At 44.8% G+C, this 21,571-nt stretch carries 18 protein-coding genes; 13 read left to right on the forward strand and 5 right to left on the reverse strand.

The window, feature by feature from the left end; all coding sequences use genetic code 11:
- The first annotated feature begins 38 nt into the window (after positions 1-38).
- Genes QUA53_RS08710 through QUA53_RS08725 form a run of 4 tightly spaced genes read left to right on the forward strand, consistent with a single transcriptional unit; the run spans position 39 to position 5,163 of the window.
- A complete protein-coding gene (locus tag QUA53_RS08710) occupies positions 39-1,373 on the forward strand; it encodes an oligosaccharide flippase family protein (RefSeq protein ID WP_333096347.1) in 1,335 nt (444 codons plus the stop codon).
- Positions 1,321-2,517, forward strand: coding sequence for a glycosyltransferase family 1 protein (locus tag QUA53_RS08715; protein ID WP_333096346.1), 1,197 nt, complete (start codon positions 1,321-1,323; stop codon positions 2,515-2,517). Before QUA53_RS08710 ends, QUA53_RS08715 begins: the two co-directional genes overlap by 53 nt.
- Before the next feature lie 28 nt (positions 2,518-2,545).
- Positions 2,546-3,910: an O-antigen ligase family protein gene (locus QUA53_RS08720; protein ID WP_333096344.1), complete on the forward strand. Its 1,365-nt coding sequence runs from the start codon at positions 2,546-2,548 to the stop codon at positions 3,908-3,910.
- 35 nt (positions 3,911-3,945) lie between these two features.
- A complete protein-coding gene (locus QUA53_RS08725) occupies positions 3,946-5,163 on the forward strand; it encodes a hypothetical protein (protein ID WP_333096343.1) in 1,218 nt (405 codons plus the stop codon).
- Positions 5,164-5,235: 72 nt separating this feature from the next.
- On the opposite strand, the gene QUA53_RS08730 is transcribed toward QUA53_RS08725, so the two are convergent.
- Positions 5,236-5,778 carry an acyltransferase gene (locus QUA53_RS08730; protein ID WP_333248796.1) on the reverse strand — a complete coding sequence of 181 codons (543 nt, stop codon included), beginning with the start codon at positions 5,776-5,778 and terminating at the stop codon, positions 5,236-5,238.
- A 420-nt stretch (positions 5,779-6,198) separates the two neighbouring features.
- Here QUA53_RS08730 and QUA53_RS08735 point away from each other — a divergent pair, with 420 nt between their 5' ends.
- The 8 genes from QUA53_RS08735 (at position 6,199) to QUA53_RS08770 (ending at position 14,775) form a co-directional block, all read left to right on the forward strand.
- Positions 6,199-7,395 (forward strand): glycosyltransferase family 4 protein, encoded by a 1,197-nt coding sequence (locus tag QUA53_RS08735; RefSeq protein ID WP_333096339.1) that lies wholly within the window; start codon positions 6,199-6,201, stop codon positions 7,393-7,395.
- Entirely contained in the window at positions 7,392-8,543 is a 1,152-nt protein-coding gene (locus QUA53_RS08740; RefSeq protein ID WP_333096337.1) for a glycosyltransferase, read from the forward strand. The genes QUA53_RS08735 and QUA53_RS08740 overlap by 4 nt, the downstream gene beginning before the upstream one ends.
- A 3-nt stretch (positions 8,544-8,546) precedes the next feature.
- Positions 8,547-9,494, forward strand: a complete 948-nt coding sequence (locus QUA53_RS08745; protein ID WP_333096335.1) for an NAD-dependent epimerase/dehydratase family protein — start codon at positions 8,547-8,549, stop codon at positions 9,492-9,494.
- A gap of 344 nt (positions 9,495-9,838) precedes the next feature.
- A complete protein-coding gene (locus QUA53_RS08750; RefSeq protein ID WP_333096334.1) occupies positions 9,839-10,525 on the forward strand; it encodes a sugar transferase in 687 nt (228 codons plus the stop codon).
- A 13-nt stretch (positions 10,526-10,538) separates the two neighbouring features.
- Positions 10,539-11,639 carry a DegT/DnrJ/EryC1/StrS aminotransferase family protein gene (locus QUA53_RS08755; RefSeq protein WP_333096333.1) on the forward strand — a complete coding sequence of 367 codons (1,101 nt, stop codon included), beginning with the start codon at positions 10,539-10,541 and terminating at the stop codon, positions 11,637-11,639.
- A 17-nt stretch (positions 11,640-11,656) separates the two neighbouring features.
- Positions 11,657-12,529: a phytanoyl-CoA dioxygenase family protein gene (locus tag QUA53_RS08760; RefSeq protein ID WP_333096332.1), complete on the forward strand. Its 873-nt coding sequence runs from the start codon at positions 11,657-11,659 to the stop codon at positions 12,527-12,529.
- Between the two features lie 5 nt (positions 12,530-12,534).
- Positions 12,535-13,611 carry a GNAT family N-acetyltransferase gene (locus QUA53_RS08765; protein WP_333096330.1) on the forward strand — a complete coding sequence of 359 codons (1,077 nt, stop codon included), beginning with the start codon at positions 12,535-12,537 and terminating at the stop codon, positions 13,609-13,611.
- A 36-nt stretch (positions 13,612-13,647) separates the two neighbouring features.
- Complete coding sequence (locus QUA53_RS08770; protein ID WP_333096328.1) at positions 13,648-14,775, forward strand: aminotransferase class I/II-fold pyridoxal phosphate-dependent enzyme; 1,128 nt, start codon at positions 13,648-13,650, stop codon at positions 14,773-14,775.
- A gap of 138 nt (positions 14,776-14,913) precedes the next feature.
- Here the strand turns inward: QUA53_RS08770 and QUA53_RS08775 are convergent, their stop codons facing one another.
- Positions 14,914-16,236: a HEAT repeat domain-containing protein gene (locus tag QUA53_RS08775; RefSeq protein ID WP_333096326.1), complete on the reverse strand. Its 1,323-nt coding sequence runs from the start codon at positions 16,234-16,236 to the stop codon at positions 14,914-14,916.
- 208 nt (positions 16,237-16,444) lie between these two features.
- On the opposite strand from QUA53_RS08775, the gene QUA53_RS08780 reads away from it, so the two are divergent.
- Positions 16,445-17,314, forward strand: a complete 870-nt coding sequence (locus tag QUA53_RS08780; protein WP_333096325.1) for a lipid kinase — start codon at positions 16,445-16,447, stop codon at positions 17,312-17,314.
- Positions 17,315-17,404: 90 nt separating this feature from the next.
- Here QUA53_RS08780 and QUA53_RS08785 read toward each other — a convergent pair whose 3' ends face one another.
- The 3 genes from QUA53_RS08785 to hemW all read right to left on the reverse strand — a co-directional run bounded on the left by QUA53_RS08785 (position 17,405) and on the right by hemW (position 21,407).
- Positions 17,405-18,970, reverse strand: a complete 1,566-nt coding sequence (locus QUA53_RS08785) for an FAD-dependent oxidoreductase (RefSeq protein WP_333096322.1) — start codon at positions 18,968-18,970, stop codon at positions 17,405-17,407.
- Positions 18,971-19,163: 193 nt separating this feature from the next.
- Positions 19,164-19,436, reverse strand: a complete 273-nt coding sequence (locus QUA53_RS08790) for a DUF1830 domain-containing protein (RefSeq protein WP_190661072.1) — start codon at positions 19,434-19,436, stop codon at positions 19,164-19,166.
- Positions 19,437-20,039: 603 nt separating this feature from the next.
- On the reverse strand, positions 20,040-21,407 hold the full coding sequence (gene hemW, locus QUA53_RS08795) for a radical SAM family heme chaperone HemW (RefSeq protein ID WP_333096319.1): 1,368 nt from the start codon (positions 21,405-21,407) through the stop codon (positions 20,040-20,042).
- Positions 21,408-21,571: the final 164 nt, after the last annotated feature.

A 21,571-nucleotide genomic window follows, 5' to 3' on the forward strand; every position in this document is an offset into this window, starting at 1 on the left:
TTGAATTCACCAATTAGCAATCAGGTAATTAGGTACTAATGCAACAGTTGAAACCACTAACATTACGCCGGAATTTTTCCTGGACTTTCACGGGTAATCTCGTTTATGCGGCTTCCCAATGGGGGATGTTAGTAGTGCTAGCTAAATTGGGCAGTCCTGAAATGGTGGGTCAATTTACCTTGGGTTTGGCGGTGACAGCCCCTGTTATCATGTTTACTAATCTGCAACTGCGAGGTATCCAAGCGACAGATGCGAAAGGAGACTATGTTTTTAGCGATTATCTGGGTCTGAGGTTAATTGGAACTGGGTTAGCACTGTTGATAATTGCGGGAATTACGCTCAAAGCTGGATATCGGTGGGAGACTTCACTGGTGATTTTGGCGATCGCCCTGGCAAAGGCTTTTGAGTCGATCAGCGATGTGTTTTACGGCTTGATTCAACAACACGAACGGATGGATCGGATTGCGATCGCCCTGATGATTAAAGGCCCTTTATCGCTGTTACTTTTAGGCATCGGAGTTTCTCTGACTGGGAGTGTTGTAGGAGGAGCGATCGGATTAGCAATTGCCTGGGGTTTAGTCCTATTCGCTTGGGATCTTCGCAATGGTAGATTAATTTTAAAGAATTCCTCGCATGGAAGAGAGAGAGAAAGTTTATTTGTTGCCGATGCTCAACCTGCAAACAGCCACAATCCCTTGTACCCGCGCTGGCACCGAAAAACTTTGGGCAAGTTAGTTTGGCTTGCTTTACCTCTGGGTTTTGTGATGATGTTGATTTCGCTGAATACTAACATTCCTCGATACTTTATCGAGCGGTATTTGGGCGAACGCGAACTGGGCATTTTCGCTGCCATGTCTTACCTGATGGTGGTTGGGCAGATGGTAGTGAGTGCGCTAGCGGAGTCTGCAAGTCCGCGACTAGCAAAATATTATGCAGCGGGAAATAGCACTGCTTTTCGCACACTTTTGCTCAAGCTGGTGGGGGTTGGCTTGATGTTAGGTGCGGGAGGCGTTTTTGTCGCGGTTGTTGCCGGCAAACCAATCTTAACTTTACTTTATAAACCGGAATATGCCGATCGAGCAGATTTGTTCCTATGGCTGATGGTGGCTGCGGGTATTTGGTACGTTTCTGCCTTTTTGGGTTACGGGATGACGGCAGCTAGATACTTTCGAGTGCAAATGCCTTTGTTTGTTTTGGTAACGGGGTGTTCTGCGATCGCTTGTCTGTGGTTAATTCCAATTATGGGACTTCAAGGGGCGGCGCTGGCGCTGATCGTTACTGCAATTGTTCAAGCAGTTTTTAGTTTAGGAGTTATCGTCTATGCACTGCACAGACTCGACAGATATCAAGGAACAAAATCAAACATCGACTAAGCAGCGTCCAATCCGTATTCTTCATGTCGTCGGCGGCATGAATCGGGGCGGCATAGAAACTTGGTTGATACACGTTTTGCGAAATATCGATCGCGATCGTTTCCAGATGGACTTTGTAGTTCACACTGAGAAACCCTGTCCTTACGACGACGAAGTACGTGCTCTTGGCAGCAAAATTATCCCGTGCCTCCATCCTTCAAAACCTTGGCTTTACGGTAACAACTTTAAACGAATTTTACGCGAATACGGGCCCTATGATATTGTTCACAGTCACGTTCACCACTTCAGCGGTTACGTTCTTTGGTTGGCAAAACAAGCCGGCATAGCTGTCCGCATTGCCCAAAGCCATAACGATACCTCCTCAGTTCAGGCAAAAGCAGGATGGTATCGGCGTTTGTATCTCGCTTTAACAGAATGGTGGGTCGATCGCTACGCAACAGTTGGTTTAGGAGTTAGCTACAAGGCAGCCGCGTCTCTATTTGGTTCAGCATGGTCAACCGATCCGCGCAGGCAAATTCTTTACTATGGCATCGATCTAACTCCGTTCCAGTCTCCTGTCAATTCGGTTGCTATTCGGACTGAATTGGGTTTACCTGCGGATGCTTTTGCGATCGGTCATGTAGGGAGATTTATCGAACAAAAGAACCATCTGTTTCTGTTGGAAATTGTGGCGGAAGTTGCCAAACGAGAACCAAAAATGCGCCTATTACTGATAGGTGATGGTTCGCTGCGCCCAGAAATCGAACAGAAAGTTATTCAGCTTGGTTTGACAGACCGTATTATTTTCGCAGGTGTCCGACCTGACGTACCCCAGTTAATGCTAGGTGCTATGGATTTATTCCTTTTGCCATCCTTTCACGAAGGATTGCCCTTAGTATTGCTAGAAGCACAAGCGGCTGGGCTTCCCTGTATTTTTTCGGATGTCATTACCGAGGAAGTCGATATTGTCAAGCCTCTGGTGCGGCGAATGTCCTTGTCGCGATCGGCATCGGATTGGGCTGAGGCAGTTTTGGCAGCACGAGGCGATACATCGGCTATTACCCAATCGGATGCACTAGGGATTTTAGAAAATAGTTCTTTCAGTATTGATATGAGTGTAAAAGAGCTAACAAAAGTCTATGAGGCTAACTTTCCTAGCTGCTAGCATTAGTCATTTTTCGTAATTTTATTTTATGTTAGACCTGCTGTTTTGGTTGAGCTTTTTCTATTGGACGGTGCTACCATCGACCAAAACTCCGTGGTTTGAAATTGAATCGATACCTGTTAACGGCAAAGACATACTTCTTGTAGTAGTCGCTTGCATATTCCTGTTGTGTCCGAGGAGGAAAAAAACTTCAAGTACCACCTTACAAAGACGGGAACATCTAATCAACGCCTTCCTCGAACCTTGGCATTATCACTTGCCGATATTGACAGTTAGCCTGATATTTTATGCTACGCTATCCCTTCAAGATAGTCGCATCGACCCGCGCGATGCTAAGGGAATGATGTTTACCCTGATTTTGACAGCATCCAGCTTTTTGCTTGGCTATAATGCGATCGCAAAAAGACCGGCTGAATCTGTACGGCTATTTCTCTGGCGACTCACAGTTGGTTTAACTGGAGTAGGGCTGTTATACACAGTTGCATCTTTATCATCCTTCCAGTTTGCAGGTGTAAGAAGCGCGCTAATTAACGATCCGACAGTGCGGGTACAAGGCCCGTTGTTTGGGTCAGATGATGGATATTTTGTGCTAATACCGGCGTTAGCATTTGCGATTCAAGAGCTGATTCAAACTCCTACCAAACGTTTATTTAAGCTTACCATTATTTTTATTTTAATGCTGACTCTAATCGGTCTTGGGTCACGGGGCGCAATACTCATTATTGGTGTATTTCTTTGTTTGACTATTTTATTTAATAAAAATAAGAAAATTGCTCTTCTTGCTGCTCTGGGAGTAATTGTTTTCGTAATGATAGCAGCAGCAATAGTATTTGCAACATCAAATACTGGCGAGCGCTTGCAGTCCTTGGAAGACTCATCCCGTTCAGATACATACTTAACATCTTTTAAAATTATTGGTAATCGGACTACAGACTTGAATATTTTGGGGTCTGGGTATGGCTCTTATTGGGATTGGTATATTCTAGATATTGAGGATGGTTCAGATGCAGAGGGAGGAAGAACTTTTAAGATAATACGAACTTCCTTCGGACCAATTTTATATCACCCTCACTCAACTTTTTTGCTACTAATTGTCGAGCTAGGAATGGCTGGTTTTCTATATTTTCTGTTTTTGTGGACTGTTTATGCTCGTCTCCTGCTTCGGGATTCAAGAAAATTGGAATTTCCAATCTTGGGCTGTGGTATTGTTGCTTCAGGATTTTCACTATTTATGAATTTTTTCATTTTTAGACTGCAAATGCTCACTTGTCTGTGGTGGATTTTCCTATTCGGTGCTTTAGCCTTGAGTTCAACTGCGAGTTCGTGTAGAACACAAAATACTATTCCTCCCGATGAACGATCGCAGTTTGCAAGACACGCTGACCGACTTTAAAAAGGTAGCAAGATAATCGCATAGGAACTTAACAAATGAGTAGTAATAATAGAAAAATAACGAATAAGTTTTCTAGTAAATTAATTAGAACATTATCGGCTTTATTGATTTCAGTTATTTTTTATTTTAGTTCGTGCAATAGTTCTTATGTCAGCTTATCCTGTGCAGATCGTATCCCCGTTCTTCCTACTACTACTCCTATAGTGGGGGTGCGCGCAGACGGTACTGCTATGGTTAATGGCAAGCCCTTCTTTCCCTTTGGTTTTTATCACGTTTCCTGGGCATCTACTGCAGACGTTCGCATGAATCACTTACGTGAAATTGCGGCGGCAGGATTTAATATAATTCACCCTTCTTTTAAAAGATTTGAAAAGTTTGAAGAATATGAAAAATTTCTCGATGAGGCTGAGCGAATGGGTATTTACGTCCTGACTGAATTTGAGTTAGTGCCAACGGTCGATCCTATTCAAGTTGTCAATAAATTCAAGAATAAATCAGCTATTTTTGGTTGGAGTATTGCTGATGATGTCGATAGTAACAAAGATGGATTTACTTTGAATCAGGTTTTAGATTTACATTGTAAGTTTAAAACTGCCGACCCCGCTCACATAACCTATATTAGCGGTAGCAAAGAAAAAAAAATTTCTACTTTTATTAATAGTGCTGATGCAGTAGGAGTTCAAGCTTATCCTGTGGGATTAAATTTACCATTGAATTCGGTTAAAAATATAATTTCTATTGCTCGCGATGCTGCTCCCAACAATCGTTTAATTATTGGAAACTTGCAGTCATTTCGGTGGTATGAGAAAGGCGCGGCGGTACCAACTTTTGATGAGGTACGTAATATGACATATCAGGCCATTTTAGCGGGTGCGAAAGGAATTATTTACTACACTTATTACGATCGAAAGTGGAGTTTACTGGAACATCCAGATTTATGGATGGGAATCAAATCTTTAGTACCAGAAATGCAAGCAATTAATTCGCTCTTACTAGAAGGAGATTTCAAAACTATTGAGACGGGCGCGAAAAACATCTTAGCTGGAATTTGGGTGCATCAAAACCAAAATCTAGCTGTTTTCATCAATACTTCATACGATCGCACTCCTCAAGTGGCGATTAAACTTCCAGGAAATGTGAGAGAAGTACAACCTATGTTTTCAGGTCATACTTCTGGTATGAGCTTCAAAAATGGTCAACTCAGTGGTTTCCTCAATCCCTTAGATGTTCACGTTTATCGTCTGAGAAGCTGATTCATGAATGTTGTTTTTGCTTGAGAAAATCGATGCGATCGCACCCCCGACGGACAGGTACGGTTTTAAGGATTACTTTTGTGACACAGGTAAAAGGCATCCAATCACTTTTGCGGGGTTTCCAGCTACGATAGTGTGATCCTGAACATCTTTGGTAACAACAGCACCTGCTCCAATTACTGAACCCCGCCCTACATATCGAACTTGTGGTAGGACAATTGCTCTGTAGCCTATCCAAGCACCTTGACCAATAACCTTCGTACCTGGTGAATAAATTTCACCTGCTCTGTTTTCAGGGTCATTATAATTATGAGTATTACCGAGCAGACATACATAATCTGCTAGAGTCACAGTATCCTCTATGACTACGTTTTTTCCAATGTCACAGTATTTTCCAATAAAAACTTTGTCCCCAATCTTAACATTTTCATTGATTTGAGTATGCCAACGAATAGTTACCCAATTTCCTATCTCTATAGTTCTTCTACTGAGAAATCGAACTTCATGCTCTATAGTGATGGGAAAACCGCAGGAGCGCAAAAGCAACTTAAGGAACAAGCCACGAAAAATACCAATCACCTTTCCTAGTGTTATCTTTTTCTTAAATACAGACATCTTGACCATTGGTACAGTTTCCTAAATCTTTTAAACAATCAATATAAATATAACTGATGTTACGATATCTTAGCAAAATTTACCACCTTGACAGGGCTGGCTTCTTTAATGGCACGATCGGTAACGCTCTAATTGTTATAATTTTTACATAATCTGTAGTGTTTATCCCAATTGGTAAACCTATCAACGACATTCCGTTTAATAATACGGTCATCTAGGTATTTCTATTTCCATTGTTGCTCCATTAGATCCTGCTTCAGTAAATGAATATTTGTAAACTTTATATAAATAACTTACCTTAAAATACAGGCTATGCTATAAAAATTATGTCATTACTTAATTAAAAAATATTGACAGCAAAAAAACTCATCAAAGTTAATTTATTATTATGAATAAATAAATTTTAGGGGTTGTCAATTTATGAATGTTGTTGTTGCTCTCGAACATCGATTCGATCGCACTCCCGACGGAAAAGTTTGGACGCAAGTAGCGTTTCCACATTCCTTCTGGATGCGTTACTTGGAAGTTTTCGATCGCGTGCGCGTGGTGGCAAGGGTTCGAGAAGTTGCTTCAGTTTCTGGCGACTGCAAACGCGCAGACGGCGAAGGGGTTTCCTTCGCAGCCGTACCATACTACATCGGCCCTTGGCAGTACCTCCAGAAAGTCTCGCAAGTCCAGCGTGCCGCCAGAAATGCAGTGGCAGCAAACGATGCGGTAATTCTGCGGGTTGGTTCGCAGATAGCTTCTTGCATTCAACCGATGTTAAGCAAGATAAATCATCCGTATGCCGTAGAAGTCGTAGCCGACCCCTATGATGTCTTCGCGCCCGGTGCAGTTAAACATCCCTTGCGCCCGTTCTTCCGCTGGTGGTTTCCACGCAAGTTGAGGCATCAATGTGCTGGGGCTTGTGCTGCTGCCTACGTTACAGAAGGTGCCCTGCAACGCCGATACCCTTCTGGGTCTGGGGCGTTGTCAACCCACTATTCCAGTGTTGAATTGCCAACTTCGGCTTTTGCTGCTGCACCCCGTTTTTACGATCGCGACAACCAATCTTTCACCATGGTTAGTGTCGGTACGCTGGCTCAACTCTATAAAGCCCCCGATGTCTTAATTGATGCTGTAGCTTCCTGCGTGCAGTCGGGATTAAACCTGAAGTTGGTTTTGGTAGGAGATGGCAAACATCGGTCTGAATTGGAGGCGCGATCCCAAGCCCGCGGTATAGCAGATCGGGTTTGTTTTCTCGGCCAATTAACTGCTGGCGATGCTGTACGCGCCCAGTTGGACAAAGCAGAGCTTTTCATCCTGCCTTCCCGCCAGGAAGGTTTACCTAGAGCAATGATCGAAGCGATGGCCCGATCGCTCCCGTGCATCGGTTCTACGGTAGGTGGCATTCCCGAACTGCTGCCGGCCGAAGATCTTGTACCCCCCGGTGATGCGACTGCTTTGGCTCATAAAATTCGCGAAGTGGTGACGAATCCAGAACGCATGAGTCGGATGTCGGCCCGCAACCTGGAGAAAGCCAAAGACTATCGAGATGAAGTGCTGCAGGAACGGCGGAATCAACTTTACCGCTTCGTTCGAGAGCAAACAGAAGTTTGGTTGAGAGAAAAACAATGAACAAACTATTGATAGTAACGACGATCGCACCAACTCTCCGCGCTTTCTTCGCACCCATTGCCCGCCACTTGCGCGAGATCGGTTGGGAGGTAGACGGGATGGCCAAAGGAGTTTCGACTTGTCCAGAATGCTTGCAGGCATTCGATCGCACCTGGGAAATCGACTGGTCCCGAAACCCCACCGCGACGCAAAATCTGCTGGTTGCGCCGCCACAAATCCGAGAAGTGCTATCACAGCAAGCCTATAACCTGGTAAATGTTTCCACCCCCGTGGCGGCCTTTGTCAGTCGTTATGTTCTCAATGATTGGAGAAAGCAGGGAAAACTCAAGGTGATCTATACGGCCCAAGGTTTTCACTTCTACAAAGGAGGTTCACCGCTGAAAAATGCAATTTTTTTGGGGCTAGAAAAGCTTGCCGGGCCTTGGACTGATTGCCTAGTGGTGGTGAACCGAGAGGATGAGGAAGCGGCCAAACGATGGCTGGTTCCCGCTGAACGAGTCCGTTATATACCGGGAACTGGGTTAAATGTCGATCGCTACAACCCCTTGGAGATTCCTGAAGCAGAAATACGGAGAGTGCGCCAAGAATTGGGAATATCGCCGGATACGCCGCTGTTTTTGTCGGTTGCTGAGCTGATTCCCCGCAAGCGCCCCCACGACGTTTTAAAGGCTTTCGCTCGTTTGGGAAGACCAGAGGCACACTTAGCCTTTGCTGGCCAGGGAAAAATCAAGGAGATGCAGCAGTTGGCATCTGAGCTAGGAGTGGAAAATCAGGTGCATTTTTTGGGGTTTCGTCGGGACATTCCTGTTTTGATGCGGGCCTCAGCAGCAACAGTCCTGGCTTCTGAGCAAGAGGGGCTTCCCAATTGTGTCATGGAGTCGCTGTGCCTGGAAGTTCCGGCGATCGGTACAGATATTCGCGGCACTCGGGACTTGCTCGAAGGAGGTTGCGGCCTTCTTGTCAAGTTGGGAGATATCGACGGGTTGGCTCAGGCTATGGCTTGGGTGCTCGATCGCCCGGTCGCAGCTCGCGAAATGGCACAGCGCGGTAGTAAAAGCATACTTGCTTACGAACTCCAGAACATTCTGAAGCAATACGAGGCTTTGTACGCTGAAATCAACAACCAACAATCAACAATCAATAATTAACAAATGACTAATATAGTTACAGGCGCGGCAGGTTTTATCGGCTCTCACTTAGTAGAAACTCTGTTAAAACAGGGTGAGAAAGTTATCGGCATTGATGAAGTCAACGATTATTACGAGCCCGAATTGAAGAGAAAAAATCTAGCTCATTTTGCAAAACATCCAAATTTTCAACTGCTGGAAGACAATATTTTATCTTTGGATTGGGGTCCGCTCTTGGCTAATACAGAAGTCATTTATCACCAAGCAGCGCAAGCAGGCGTCCGCGCTAGTTGGGGAGAAGGTTTCCGCCGCTACACCGATCGCAACATCAATGCAACTCAGGTACTCTTAGAAGCAGCAAAAAATGCACCGCAACTGAAAAGATTTGTGCTAGCTTCTTCTTCTTCGGTGTACGGCAATGCTGAAACTTTCCCTACCAGCGAAACTGCCTGTCCTCAACCAGTGTCTCCCTACGGAATTACTAAGTTAGCCGCTGAACGTTTGTGTTCGCTTTATTATCGCAATTTCGGCGTTCCGGCAACCATGTTGCGCTATTTCACCGTTTACGGGCCTCGCCAGCGTCCCGATATGGCATTCCACATATTTTTTAAATCAATTTTGCGCGGCGAAGCGATTTCAATTTACGGAGACGGACAGCAAACCCGAGACTTCACGTTTATCAGCGATTGCATTGCTGCTAATGTAGCTGCTGCTAAAGTTCCAGAAGCTGTGGGCGAAATCTTCAATATAGGAGGGGGAAGTCGAGTTGCTTTAGCAGAAGTTATTCACACAATGGAAAATATTGTCGATCGCCCGATTCGCATCAATTACCTAGAATCGAGCAAAGGAGATGCGCGGGATACTAGCGCTGACGTTTCCAAAGCTCAGAAAATATTGGGATATCAGGCACAGGTTTCTTTGAGGGAAGGATTGAGGCAAGAATGGGAATGGGTGCAGTCTTTGTATGGTTAGGACGTACTGAATCAATAAACGCTTAAAAAAAGCTTGTAGTCAGGATTTTAGTCCTCAAAATACTAAAGTCCGCAGCTCGGATCGCGCTCGTGTCAAGGTCGATTAGCCGGACATAATATTACAGGTTGGACACAGGTCAACGCTCGCACGGCCCTCGATCTTACCTACTTCATCGTTAAGTTATGTAACAGTAAGCGATCGTCCCAACCACAGGTTCACAAAGGCTTCATAAAAAACCGAAGTTATTTAAATTTTCTGTAAAGTTGACAGAACTCGTTACCGTATAAACCCCGATACTGCAAGAATCAGTGAAGTACAGTAAATTGCTTTTGGGGTGCAGAATCATGAGTATTTACGAATTACTACCGAGCAAGTCAAACTCACAAATATCGCAACTTAATCAACGAGTAAATCCCAAAAAAGTCAGTCAATTGGTTAAGTGGGTATTAGATAGATTATGTGCAGCGATCGCCCTTTTGCTTTTCTCTCCGGTAATATTAATAGTTGCGATCGCCATTTACATCCGCATGGGTGGGCCCATCTTTTTCTGCCAACCCCGTCCCGGTAAAAACGGCCGGGTTTTCAATTTCTACAAGTTTCGCACTATGACAAGCGATTGCGACGCTGATGGCAATTTGCTGCCCGACGAACAGCGTCTCATACCCCTGGGTCAATTTCTTCGCAAAACAAGTCTGGACGAACTCCCTCAACTATTGAACGTCCTCAAAGGCGACATGAGCTTTGTTGGGCCTCGCCCCTTATTAGTACGATATCTAGAACGCTACAGTCCCGAACAAGCGCGCCGCCACGATGTTATGCCCGGAATCACCGGTTGGGCCCAGGTAAATGGTCGCCGACTTCTAGATGGAAATTGGCCGGAGAAATTCAGGCTGGATGTTTGGTATGTCGATAATTGGAGCCTGTCATTAGATTTAAAAATACTTTTCCTAACAGTCTGGAAAGTCTTGGGGCAAAAAGAAATTAGTCAAGAAGGCCACGCTACGGGTGAAGAGTTTAAAGGTAATGAATGAGGTATTACAATCAATGATAGCAAGATGGGAAGTCGGTTCAGAATTTCATTGGTCGGATGATGCCTTGACACCATCATCATCATCGGAAAAATTATTCCCCGAAAACTACGAACTATTTTCCACAGCTACGGGCATTCTATTGGCTGTTGAGCGTTTTTTGAAAGGATCTCGCGAAGGTCGATTAAGGCTGCATTTACCGACATATTACTGCATGGAAGTTGCAGCAAAAATCAGTAAAGTTTTCGAGCTGTGTTGGTATCGCGATTTGCCCACAGAACGAGTTCCAGATTTTAATTCCCTTCGCCCCTTACCGGGTGATTTAGTATTGGCAGTTAATTTGTTTGGGGTGAAAGAAGGAAAACCTTGGCAAGATTGGCAGACTCAAAATCAAGATATTATCTTAATTGAAGACCACAGCCACGATCCTTTCTCGCTTTGGGCGCAGCAAACTACCGCTCATTATGCAATGGCATCGCTGCGTAAAACACTGCCGATTCCAGACGGAGCGATGATTTGGTCGGGGCAAAAAATGGAACTGCCTCGACCTTCTAAACCCGAATCACCGGCAGCCGCCCAAAAACTCACGGCTATGCTGCTAAAGCGAACGTATTTAATGGGTGCGGATATTTCCAAAGATAGCTATCGAATCCTGCAAATGGAAGGAGAGGAGCATCTAATCAATGATGGCGATCGGTCTATTTCCGCCCTCACAAACAATGTACTCTTAAGTTTAAAGATTTCCGAAATGAGGCAACAGCGGGCAACCAACGTCAAAGATTTTTTAGATCTGCTATTAAAAAATCAACAGGAAAGTTACCAACCTCTATTTACAAATTGGTCTTCCGGTTCGGTTCCCTTTAATAGCATCTTAATCTGTAAGAATCATCAAATTAGGGAAGAACTGCGCCGATTTTTGATAAGTAAAAACATTTTCGCTCCCGTTCATTGGCCTCAACCGCCAGACCAATTGTCGGGTAAAGATCCGAAGGCATTCGATTTATCTAACCGCCTGCTGACTGTTCCCGCAGATCATCGTTATTCCTACAACGATATTACCCAAGTAGCAGCAAAATTTGCTGAATTTTGCCAACTGCAACCAAGCGCTAGTTATTAGTCAGGAGTAAATCAAGAATGGAGACTTTTTCCCAACATCTTACCGCAGAACAGATAGCTCTTTTACCCACAGAAGAAGATGTTGCTTTTTACGAAGAACACGGCTGGTACATCTCTAAAAAAGTCATCCCCGATGAAATGATTGAAGAGGGAATTCTTGGCTGCGAAAAGTTCTACCGGGGAGAACGAGATGCGGTACTTCCCCTCAGTGGCGGATACTGCAACTGGAAGCCGGAAGATGGGGACGTTACGCGCAATAACGAATTCATTTCCTTGCAAAGCAAGCTGCTGCGAAAATTTGCCCTTCAGCCAATTATTGGCGCGATCGCCGCACGACTCGCCAGAACCAAACAAATTCGCATTCTAGACGATCAAATCATCTGTAAACCACCCAAAAGCACCAAAACCACAATCGGCTGGCACGTCGATCGCGCTTACTGGTCTACCTGTACCTCCGACAACTTACTTACCGCTTGGATACCTTTCCAAGACTGCGATGAGTCTCTGGGGCCGATCGCCGTTTTCGACGGTAGCCACAAGTGGCCCGGGCTCGGAAATATGCGCTCCTTCAACAACCCAAACCTTGAAGAAATTGAAGATAAATTTCACCGAGAAGGACGAAAAATCGTTAAATTGCCAATGATATTAAAGAAAGGTCAAATCAGCTTTCATCACTGTTGGACAATTCACGGCAGCTACCCCAACACCAGCAATGTCTTCCGCTTGGCCATGGCAATCCACCTACAGGACGAAGCCAACCAATATCGGTCTTTTTGGAACCAAAAAGGAGAAGAAGTTCACATCCCTAACGAACTTTTGTGCCGTAAATTGCCCAACGGCGCTCCTGATTTCAGCGATCCGGCAATATTTCCCATTGTGTGGTCGGAGTAAGACAAATGAACGTTCAAATTATTGATTTATTAAACCCATTGTGGCGGGAAACCTTGCAAAAAGTACGCCACGATATCTACCATTTGCCTGAGTATGTGTTGGCCGAAGCAAAAAGAACCAAGACAACTCCTGAAGCTTTTTTGATGGTTGATGGCGAAAAGATTTTTTTCCTGCCTTATTTGCTGCGTCAATGCGATGATATACTTCCCACAAAATCAACCGCACGGGGAATTTTTGATGCGGTTTCGCCCTACGGGTATCCCGGAATTTTATTAAGTGAGGCAGCAGCTAGCACGCCGGGGTTTCCAGATTCGGCGATCGATGAGTTGAAGCGAACATTCAGGAGCAAGAATATATGTTCCGCTTTTTTTCGGCTTCATCCCATCCTCAACGACAACATAAATCAAATATTTAAACCCGGTACAGTCACTGAGAATGGCATCACGGTATCCGTTGACTTAAAACTTTCTGCAGCTCAAATTAAATCGCGTACTAGAAAAGGTCATAAAAGTACAATTAATAAGTGCAAACGATTGGGTTTGACGACAAGGATAGTCCCTTATTTAGAATATATCAATGAATTCATGGCAATTTATGAAGAGACTATGGGGCGCGTTGAAGCAAGTCAATCTTATTATTTTGGACGCAGTTATTTTGAAGATTTATCAAAATTAGGCGATGGCATTCATTTATGCCTTGTAGAAAAGGAAGATCAAATTGCCAGTGCTTGCTTGTTTCTGGAATGCGGAGGCATAGTTCAGGCTCACCTCGGGGGAAGCAAAACCGAGTTTTTGAGCGAGTCTCCTTTTAGTTTAGTATTTGATTACGGCAGATACTGGTCTCAAGAACGAGGCAATGAGTTTTTTCACATGGGAGGTGGTGTGGGAGGATCAAATCAAGATAGTCTCTATATATTCAAGTCTGGGTTTTCTCAACAAAGGCATCTTTTTTTTACAATGCGTCTGATTACAGATGAAGAAAAATATTATCATTTGGTAAAATTGCGGGCAAGCGCTTTGGAGACGGATTCTGCAACACTGCTCAATTCAGGGTTTTTTCCTGCCTATCGTGCTTTACCATAACAGCAAGCTCGTAGTAAATAAGCCTGGTTAGAAGTCATGCTCAAACAAATTCTCCTCTCAACACCTCACATGGGTTCACTGGAACAGGAGTTCGTCAAAGAAGCCTTTGATACCAACTGGATCGCCCCCGTTGGCCCCCATGTAGACGCTTTCGAGCAAGAATTCTGCCAAGTAGTTGGCGCTAAACACGCAGCGGCTGTTAGTTCCGGTACGGCAGCTTTGCATTTGGCTTTACAATTAATTGGCGTCGCTTCGGGAGATGAGGTTTTTTGCTCGACTCTGACTTTTATTGCGACTGCTAGCCCGATTACTTATCTTGGCGCTAAACCAGTTTTTATTGATAGCGATCGCACTTCTTGGAATCTGAACCCCGATTTGTTCCGAGAAGCGCTGGACAAACGAGCAAAAATTGGTAAATTACCCAAAGCTGTTGTTATCGTACACCTCTACGGTCAAAGTTGCGATATCGACCCAATTCTGGAAGCTTGCAATGCTTATGAAATTCCGCTCATAGAAGATGCGGCAGAATCTCTAGGGGCTAGCTACAAAAATAGATCGCCTGGAAGCTTTGGTAAAATAGGCATTTTCTCATTCAACGGCAATAAAATTATCACCACTTCCGGCGGCGGAATGTTAGTTTCCGATGACCAAAAACTGGTAGAAAAAGCTCGTTTTTTGGCAACACAAGCCCGCGACCCCGCTCCTCATTACCAACATTCAGAAATTGGCTACAATTATCGTCTCAGCAATGTTTTGGCGGGAATTGGTCGCGGTCAATTACGGGTTTTGGAGGAGCGAGTTCAAGCGAGACGGGGCAATTTTGACTTTTACAAACAAGCTTTAGGAAACTTGCCGGGAATTGAATTTATGCCGGAAGCTGCTTTTGGAAAAGCTACTCGCTGGCTGACTTGTTTGACGATCGATCCGGCAGCTTTCGGTGCAGATAGAGAACAAGTTCGCCTAGCGCTTGCTCAAGAGAAAATAGAAGCGCGTCCGGTTTGGAAACCTTTACACTTACAACCAGTATTTGCTGATTGCGAATGTATGGGCGGTGCGGTGGCTCAAGAGTTATTTGAGTACGGGCTTTGCTTGCCTTCTGGCTCTAATTTAACTGATGAAGATTTAGAGCGGGTGATAAGTGCGATAGCCCAAATTCACAAATAAAATCGATGATATAGCCGAAGGAAGTTCGGCAACGGATTTTGTAACTGATGTAACGGAGACAGGAAGAAGAAAGATGCGATCGCTATTAGATCCCCGACTTCTCCAAGAAGTTGGGGATTTGGGTATTCTGTCTTTTGATTAATTTTCTTGCCATTCTTGCAGGGCGATCGCAATTCCTTGTTTCAATCTTGGTTCGAGAGTCTCTTGTTTCACTAAGTTTTCTAATTTCTGCCTGGCCTCGGCAGCACCTAGCTGTTTGAGCGCTGCCATGCAGTGCAGCCTGACGCTGCTGTCTGCGTCGCCCAACATTGAAATCAGAGCTTCTAGCCCTCTGATATCTCCTAATTTTCCTAAACCTAAAGCTAAAGATTTTTTGCTAACTGCCTCCTGCAGTGCCGGATGACCTGTTTTTAACAAATCAATCAGAATTTCAGCAGCAATAGCTTTTAATTCCGGCTTTTCTACTCGCCCTAAAACAGTGACTATCTCTTGATAAACAGTAGAATTTATGCTAGTAAATGGCGCCCTTAAAGTCTGATGCAAATATGCTAAAGCGGTTGCAGTTTCCATCCAGCTTAGGGCGCGCACAGTTTCGATTTGCAATTCAACCGGAGTTATTGGCGATCGCAGCAATTCAAATAAAGCAGCCGCTGCAGCATCGGTTTTCACTCGCCCGATCGCGATCGCCGCTTGCTGACAAACTTCTAATCGGATGTCCGAAAGTAAAGGTTTGAGCAAGTTAACTAAATCTAATTCTGCGTCTAAATAGGCGCGCGCGCCAAGAGCTCGCACGGCTTCTTTTCTGACTGCTGTCGCAGGATCTTTGAGTGCTGCTACCAGCACCGGCGGGATGCGGGAGTCGTGAAAGTTGCTCAGGGCATCGATTGCGGCTGCCCGCACCGCAACTTGAGAGTCTGCGACTACGCTCAACAGCGGCGGGATGGTTTCGGTGCGCCGAATTTGGGCGAGTGCCGCTGTGGCCAACTGTCGCGAGTCTTCTTGCTGCAAGAGAGTTGCGAGGGATTCTATGGCTGTCGGACCAAAATTCCCTAGGGTTTCGGCAGCGATTTGGCTCAATTCTTCGTCGGAATTTTTGACCAATTCTACTAAAGCTTGAATCACCTCCGGGCGATTCCCTACGGGATAGCTTTGCTTCACGAACTTTCCGAGAATGCGGGCGGCGAACCACCGGGGTTCCGTGTCTGCGTCTTCGTCTTCGAGTACGGCAATTAAAGGTGCGATCGCGCCATTTCCCAAATTTGGCAATACTTTAGCAATTTCCCAGCGGTCTTGAAAATCGCCCGATTTTAAGGCTTTTATTGCTAAACTGACAGCTTGCTCTAAAATGTGTTGTTCCTGCGGCTTGCTACCGTCGGCTGTCACTTGCTGCAAGCATTCAACTAACAAGGGCCAGTTTTGGCGATCGGCAGCGACTTGCGCTTCTTCAAAAAAATTAGACATAATTTTAGTTTTACTTCTTTAAGGAGCTAGCGGAGAACGCAAGATACTTTTTAGCAATCTTTTGTTACAATTATCCATTTTTTGACATATTTGTCAATCGAGCATAATTGGTAAAATCGCAATCAAGCATTAATGTGAGCCGCTTAACCCATCAAGCTATAATTTTGGTAATTAAAAACACTCAATATTCCCCATTAAAAATCAACAAATGAACAAAGCTCTACTTTTAGTAAACCAGCACTCCAGAAAAGGACAAAAGCTATTATCTCAAGCCACTGTAGAATTAGAAGCACTGGGTTTTGAGCTAATTGTAGAATCTACGGATCACGCCCGCGAACTTCCCGACACAATTCGCCGCTACCAAAATCGAGTTGAATTAGTAATAATTGGCGGTGGCGACGGCACTCTCAACGCTGCCATAGAAGGTTTGACAGACACCAAGTTACCCTTGGGTATTTTGCCGATGGGAACTGCTAACGACCTAGCCCGCACTCTGGGAATTCCTACAGATTTACCCGCAGCTTGTCAAGTAATCGCCAGCGGTAAAGTTCGGCTCATAGACTTGGGTTGGGTGAACGGCCAGCATTTTTTTAATGTGGCAAGTTTGGGATTGAGCGTGGAAATTACCCAGCGGCTGACTAAAGACGTAAAGCAGCGCTGGGGAGTTTTAGCTTATGCTTTTACTGCTTTGCAAACAATTTTGTCAGCGCGACCGTTCCGAGCAGAAATTAAAGTAAAAAACCAATCTTTTAATGTAAAAACTATTCAAATTGCCATTGGTAACGGCCGCTACTACGGCGGTGGCATGACCGTTGCCGAAGATGCCACAATCGACGACAAGCGACTAGATTTATACAGTTTGGAAATAAAAAAATGGTGGGAAATCATTGCTTTGCTGCCAGCTATGAGGCAAGGAAATCATACAAGTTGGCCTAACGTTCGCGCCTTGCACGCTCAAGAATTTGAGGTTAATACTAGCAAACGCCGTCCGATTAATACCGACGGTGAAATCACAACTCACACACCTGCAAAATTCCGAGTAATTCCCCAAGCTTTAGCAGTTATAGCTCCTTCATAACTCATAATTAATATATCAGTTAACTGGTTCCCAGGCTCTAGCATGGTAACGAGTAATTTTATTGTGTAACAGGCCGGAGAGGCTGTTCACTTAATAATCGCCTCCAGCGCCATATTGCCATGCTTCAACTAATCGGTGCAAATAGTATTGCTGCTGCGGTGCTAATTTTTTTACCTGCGGTTCTACTGCTTTCCCCAAAGGATACAATCCCGTATAAATTCCTAAATTTAAGTAATGAACCATCCAATCCAGCAAATTAGCTATTCCCACCTGCGGGATAATTCTCATAACTAATCCGGGATGGCTAACTGCTGTTTTAAACAGGGTTTGTGACAAAGCCGGAAACAGCACGATATCTTGAAGAAACGGTTTGAGTACGGGTTCTCCCAACTCTTCCATTACCTGAAACACGGCAGCCAAAAGTTGATTGATTTGATGGGGGTCTATTCTTTGATTCATCGCAGCACTCATCGAACGCTGAAACAACCAGGTAACTGATAGATTCGGCTGATAGGGTTGCAAAAGTGCGAGGGAATTTTTGTCGAGACTGTCGCTTGTCAAAGCTTCCTCAATTCCTAGAGTCAAGCGTTTGAGGTGCCGTACCATTGCGCCGAAACCGCCGAAGCTGAGGGGAGATTGGCTACCACTGCTATCTCCGACTGGGAGTATGCGATTCCAAGGCATTTTTAGAGGACTTTGGCGATAGCAGGGGAAGATTCCGTAAAGTGCTCTTTGGAATTTTAACTGTTCGAGTTCGACGTTTTGATATTGGGGAAGCAAGCGCAAATACTCTTCAAATAATGTTTCTAAACTGAATCTTTCTGTGTCGGCGTCTATGTATGTAAATAAGTAGGTTGTGCGGCCGTCTCTGGCTGGAAATGCTTCCCAAAAATATTGGCACTGATTTTGCATTGGGGTGAAGGATGCAAATATATCTCCAGTGTCGTTTTTGGGGTATCCTCGAGCGCAACTGCCGACTACTAAACATATGGCGTCTGGTTTTTTGCCTTGTCTTGCTTGGCGCACAATAGGCGAAAAATGGCCCATTGCGTCTAATAATAATCGGGTTTTAAATAAATTTGTAGCAGGTTGTGTATCGGTATTTGCAGATTCTACCAAGACTCCATCCGGGTGAATGGTTGCTGTTTTAAATGGTGTATTTTCAAATAGCTTTCCTCCAGCTTGGAGGAATCGCTGCTTGAGGGTTTCTAGGAGGTACACTGGGTCGATTCCGATGTTGAGTACGTCCCGCACCCAGATGTCGGGGGTGTTTGCAAAGCTGATTCTGGCTGGGTTGTATTCGGTGGCTATGGCTTTTTCTATCTCTTCAACAGATAGCAAATTGAGTTCTAAGAATGCGTCTAATTCTTTGCGAGAAATGTTCCATTCTTGATCGCGGCCTCGCAGGGTGCCGCGTTCGAGCAGGGCTACTCGCCAACTCCGCACGGCTAAGGCTGTACCGATTAATATTCCTAGGGTTCCGCCCCCGATAACTATGTCGAAGTCGAGGGTTTCGAGGGGGTGTTGGCTGTGTTTGATTGCTTGAGGTGCTGGTGCGGTGTTTTGTTTGAGGTTTTCCCAGAGTCGATCGACTTTTCTCAGGCCTCCGAGGGCGTCTCCTGGCAGTTGGGAGAGGATTTGTTCGGTGAGGGGCATTGGGTTTTAGTATTAAACAGTGGTGGATTTTTTATAATTTAGCTTAGATTAACATTTGCGACAGTTTCAGTGCTGAGGCATCGGTGGCGAGAATCACGGAGTTTTTATTATCATACAAATAATCACACAGAGAAACCCGGTTTCTGAAAAAACCGGGTTTCTACCTCTCGTTGGTAAGTCTGAGGAATTATCTTCAATCAGCCGTGCTTAATTCTTCTACTCGCAGCCGATCGCACAAAATTCGCTCGCACACTATAACACCCGTATCCGCACTCCTGCAAACTTCTAACTGAGCTTCCGGCAGCGCTTCAAACAAAAAACGTTCCCCCGGAAACACTGTCCTCTCAAAATACCAATTAGGAATATTTGTAATGCGAGCGATTTGCACTTTGCTAGTATTATTTAGATACCAACACAAAATGCGCGTATGACCTTCGGAAATTACCTGATTTAGTGTCAAATTCATCTTTTTAACTTGTTTGTGCAATTGTGCGATCGAGTGGCGAAAGGCCTAAGCTTATTATAGCAGATTCCCAGTTAAAACAGAATTTTTTATACGTTTTTTTTACATTCTTTGGGTTAATTAATAAATTTCTCCGGGGAAACATCAGGGCCTTCCCCCTATTCCCAAGAAGGTGCAAAAGCCGGCATTGCTAAAGTGCAAGATTTCCATCCTCCCCTAACAGGTGCGTTCAACAATTGACAGTGACCAACTGAACCTCTTGCCTGTTGGTAGTGACCACAAAAATTACACTTGGAAGTCGGATTGCACCCGCGCTCGCTAATTACAAGGCAGGGCTGGTTTTGGGTTTGGTTGCGGTCGATAGTTAAAGTGTTCATTAAATTACTACTTTTTAAATGTTCAGTCTTAAGTATGACGGCTGAAGTGCAGTCCTGGCGTCTATCTCAAGGCTTAGTTCGCCTTTAAGTTTTGTTTAGGGATCGATATAAAATATATTATTTTTGAGATTATCAAGCTAGGGAGCAATTGAATTTTCTTTCGGGCGCATTGGCGGCCCCGGCTTTAGGGCCGATCGCGCTTGCTGGAGATATACTTCCTCAGACAGAGCTAATTATTGTCGCCTAACTTGCTGAACAAATCCGATAAAATGGTATTAGAAAATAAAAAACCTTCGGGATCGCTCAACCTCAAATTCCCCGAAAGTGGCAGTTTGCCGCCGTCGCCTAAAGTTGCGTGAAGCGAAGCTATGCCGTAGGGAATCGCCCCCTCCTCCGTCATAATTTCCACCCATCCTTGCCGCCAGTAGGGCTGCAAACAACGCCAAATTTTATCAACCGTTTGCTGAGTAAACTTTTGAGTCAGCGCCGACAGGCTAACTCCTTCTGCTAAACGCAAACCTAGCATCAGCGTTTCTAACAAAACGTCATTTTCTGAAACTTGAAAATTTTGCTCAACTGCTGAGTAAATTTCCTGCTGGGTTTCCCCCCTAATTTGAGGAGTAGCAGGGGAATTGAGGCTAGAAATCGATCGCACCCACTGATAATATTCTTGAGTTTTGCGAGGCCTGGTCAACCTCCGGCCTTCCACGTAACTCGCCGCCCCCATGCCCAAGCCGTAATAAGGGCGATTTTCCCAATAAACGCGGTTGTGGTGGCACTGATAGCCATCGCGAGCGTAATTAGAAATTTCGTAATGTTCGTAGCCAGCCCCCGTCAGAATTTCCCTTGCTAAACGGTACATTTGAGCAGCGGTGTCATCTGCAGGCAGTGGCTGTGCGCCTGCTTCAAAGTAGCGCCCGAAAGCAGTTCCCTGCTCAACAATTAAGTCGTAACTCGACAGATGAGTCGGGCTAATTTCCACCGCCGATTTCAGGGAAGCTTCCCAGTGTTCTAAAGTTTGGTGCGGCAGTCCCGAAATCAGGTCTAAACTGAAATTGACAATACCAGCCGATCGCACTATTTCTACTGCTTCAAAAATTTCTGCTACCGAGTGCGATCGTCCGCAAGCTTGCAGCAATTCATCCTGAAAAGCTTGCACTCCCAAACTAACTCGATTTACTCCCGCCGCTGCATATCCCCGCAGCTGTTCTAAAGTAAACGTACCCGGGTCTATTTCTATAGAAATTTCCGCCCCAGCAGCAATCCCAAATTTGCCGTCGAGAGTCTCCAAAATATTGCTCAACTGACTCACTGAAAGCAGCGAAGGCGTGCCACCACCAAAAAAAACTGTTTTCAGGGATGCGCCTAAATTTTTTGTTTCTTGAATTTCTTGACAGAGTACGGCAACGTATTGCACAATTGTGCCGGAATTATCGCCATTTTTGCGATCGCCCACCACAAAAACCGGAAAATCGCAGTAGTAACAGCGGCGCCGACAAAAAGGTATGTGCAGGTAAGCCGAAGTGGGAATGCTGGGATTTGTCGCTGGCACACTTTTTTTTAATTCAAATGTTAAATAATCAGTGATAGGGTTCATTACTTTTCAAGCCAAAAGCGCAACTTCAAATCTAAAGTTTTAATTAAACAATCATGAATAATTATGTATATTATGACATTTGCTTACCAAAAAAGCGCTGCGAACGATCGGCTCTTGTAATTTAACCTCGTACCAGTTTCGCTCCGTCACAATTCCCGAACAGC

This window comes from Microcoleus sp. Pol12B3 (genome assembly GCF_036701355.1).
In the GTDB taxonomy this organism is placed as follows: domain Bacteria; phylum Cyanobacteriota; class Cyanobacteriia; order Cyanobacteriales; family Microcoleaceae; genus Microcoleus.

Excerpts from the sequence above, each read along its gene's own strand:
- QUA53_RS08790 (WP_190661072.1), bottom strand. The coding sequence starts at position 19,436 with ATGAATTTGACACTAAATCAGGTAATTTCCGAAGGTCATACGCGCATT.
- QUA53_RS08750 (WP_333096334.1), top strand. The coding sequence starts at position 9,839 with ATGAGTATTTACGAATTACTACCGAGCAAGTCAAACTCACAAATATCG.
- QUA53_RS08715 (WP_333096346.1), top strand. The coding sequence starts at position 1,321 with ATGCACTGCACAGACTCGACAGATATCAAGGAACAAAATCAAACATCG.
- QUA53_RS08735 (WP_333096339.1), top strand. The coding sequence starts at position 6,199 with ATGAATGTTGTTGTTGCTCTCGAACATCGATTCGATCGCACTCCCGAC.
- QUA53_RS08745 (WP_333096335.1), top strand. The coding sequence starts at position 8,547 with ATGACTAATATAGTTACAGGCGCGGCAGGTTTTATCGGCTCTCACTTA.
- QUA53_RS08765 (WP_333096330.1), top strand. The coding sequence starts at position 12,535 with ATGAACGTTCAAATTATTGATTTATTAAACCCATTGTGGCGGGAAACC.
- QUA53_RS08720 (WP_333096344.1), top strand. The coding sequence starts at position 2,546 with ATGTTAGACCTGCTGTTTTGGTTGAGCTTTTTCTATTGGACGGTGCTA.
- QUA53_RS08775 (WP_333096326.1), bottom strand. The coding sequence starts at position 16,236 with ATGTCTAATTTTTTTGAAGAAGCGCAAGTCGCTGCCGATCGCCAAAAC.
- QUA53_RS08725 (WP_333096343.1), top strand. The coding sequence starts at position 3,946 with ATGAGTAGTAATAATAGAAAAATAACGAATAAGTTTTCTAGTAAATTA.
- QUA53_RS08770 (WP_333096328.1), top strand. The coding sequence starts at position 13,648 with ATGCTCAAACAAATTCTCCTCTCAACACCTCACATGGGTTCACTGGAA.
- QUA53_RS08730 (WP_333248796.1), bottom strand. The coding sequence starts at position 5,778 with ATGTCTGTATTTAAGAAAAAGATAACACTAGGAAAGGTGATTGGTATT.
- QUA53_RS08780 (WP_333096325.1), top strand. The coding sequence starts at position 16,445 with ATGAACAAAGCTCTACTTTTAGTAAACCAGCACTCCAGAAAAGGACAA.
- QUA53_RS08710 (WP_333096347.1), top strand. The coding sequence starts at position 39 with ATGCAACAGTTGAAACCACTAACATTACGCCGGAATTTTTCCTGGACT.
- hemW (WP_333096319.1), bottom strand. The coding sequence starts at position 21,407 with ATGAACCCTATCACTGATTATTTAACATTTGAATTAAAAAAAAGTGTG.
- QUA53_RS08785 (WP_333096322.1), bottom strand. The coding sequence starts at position 18,970 with ATGCCCCTCACCGAACAAATCCTCTCCCAACTGCCAGGAGACGCCCTC.
- QUA53_RS08755 (WP_333096333.1), top strand. The coding sequence starts at position 10,539 with ATGATAGCAAGATGGGAAGTCGGTTCAGAATTTCATTGGTCGGATGAT.
- QUA53_RS08760 (WP_333096332.1), top strand. The coding sequence starts at position 11,657 with ATGGAGACTTTTTCCCAACATCTTACCGCAGAACAGATAGCTCTTTTA.
- QUA53_RS08740 (WP_333096337.1), top strand. The coding sequence starts at position 7,392 with ATGAACAAACTATTGATAGTAACGACGATCGCACCAACTCTCCGCGCT.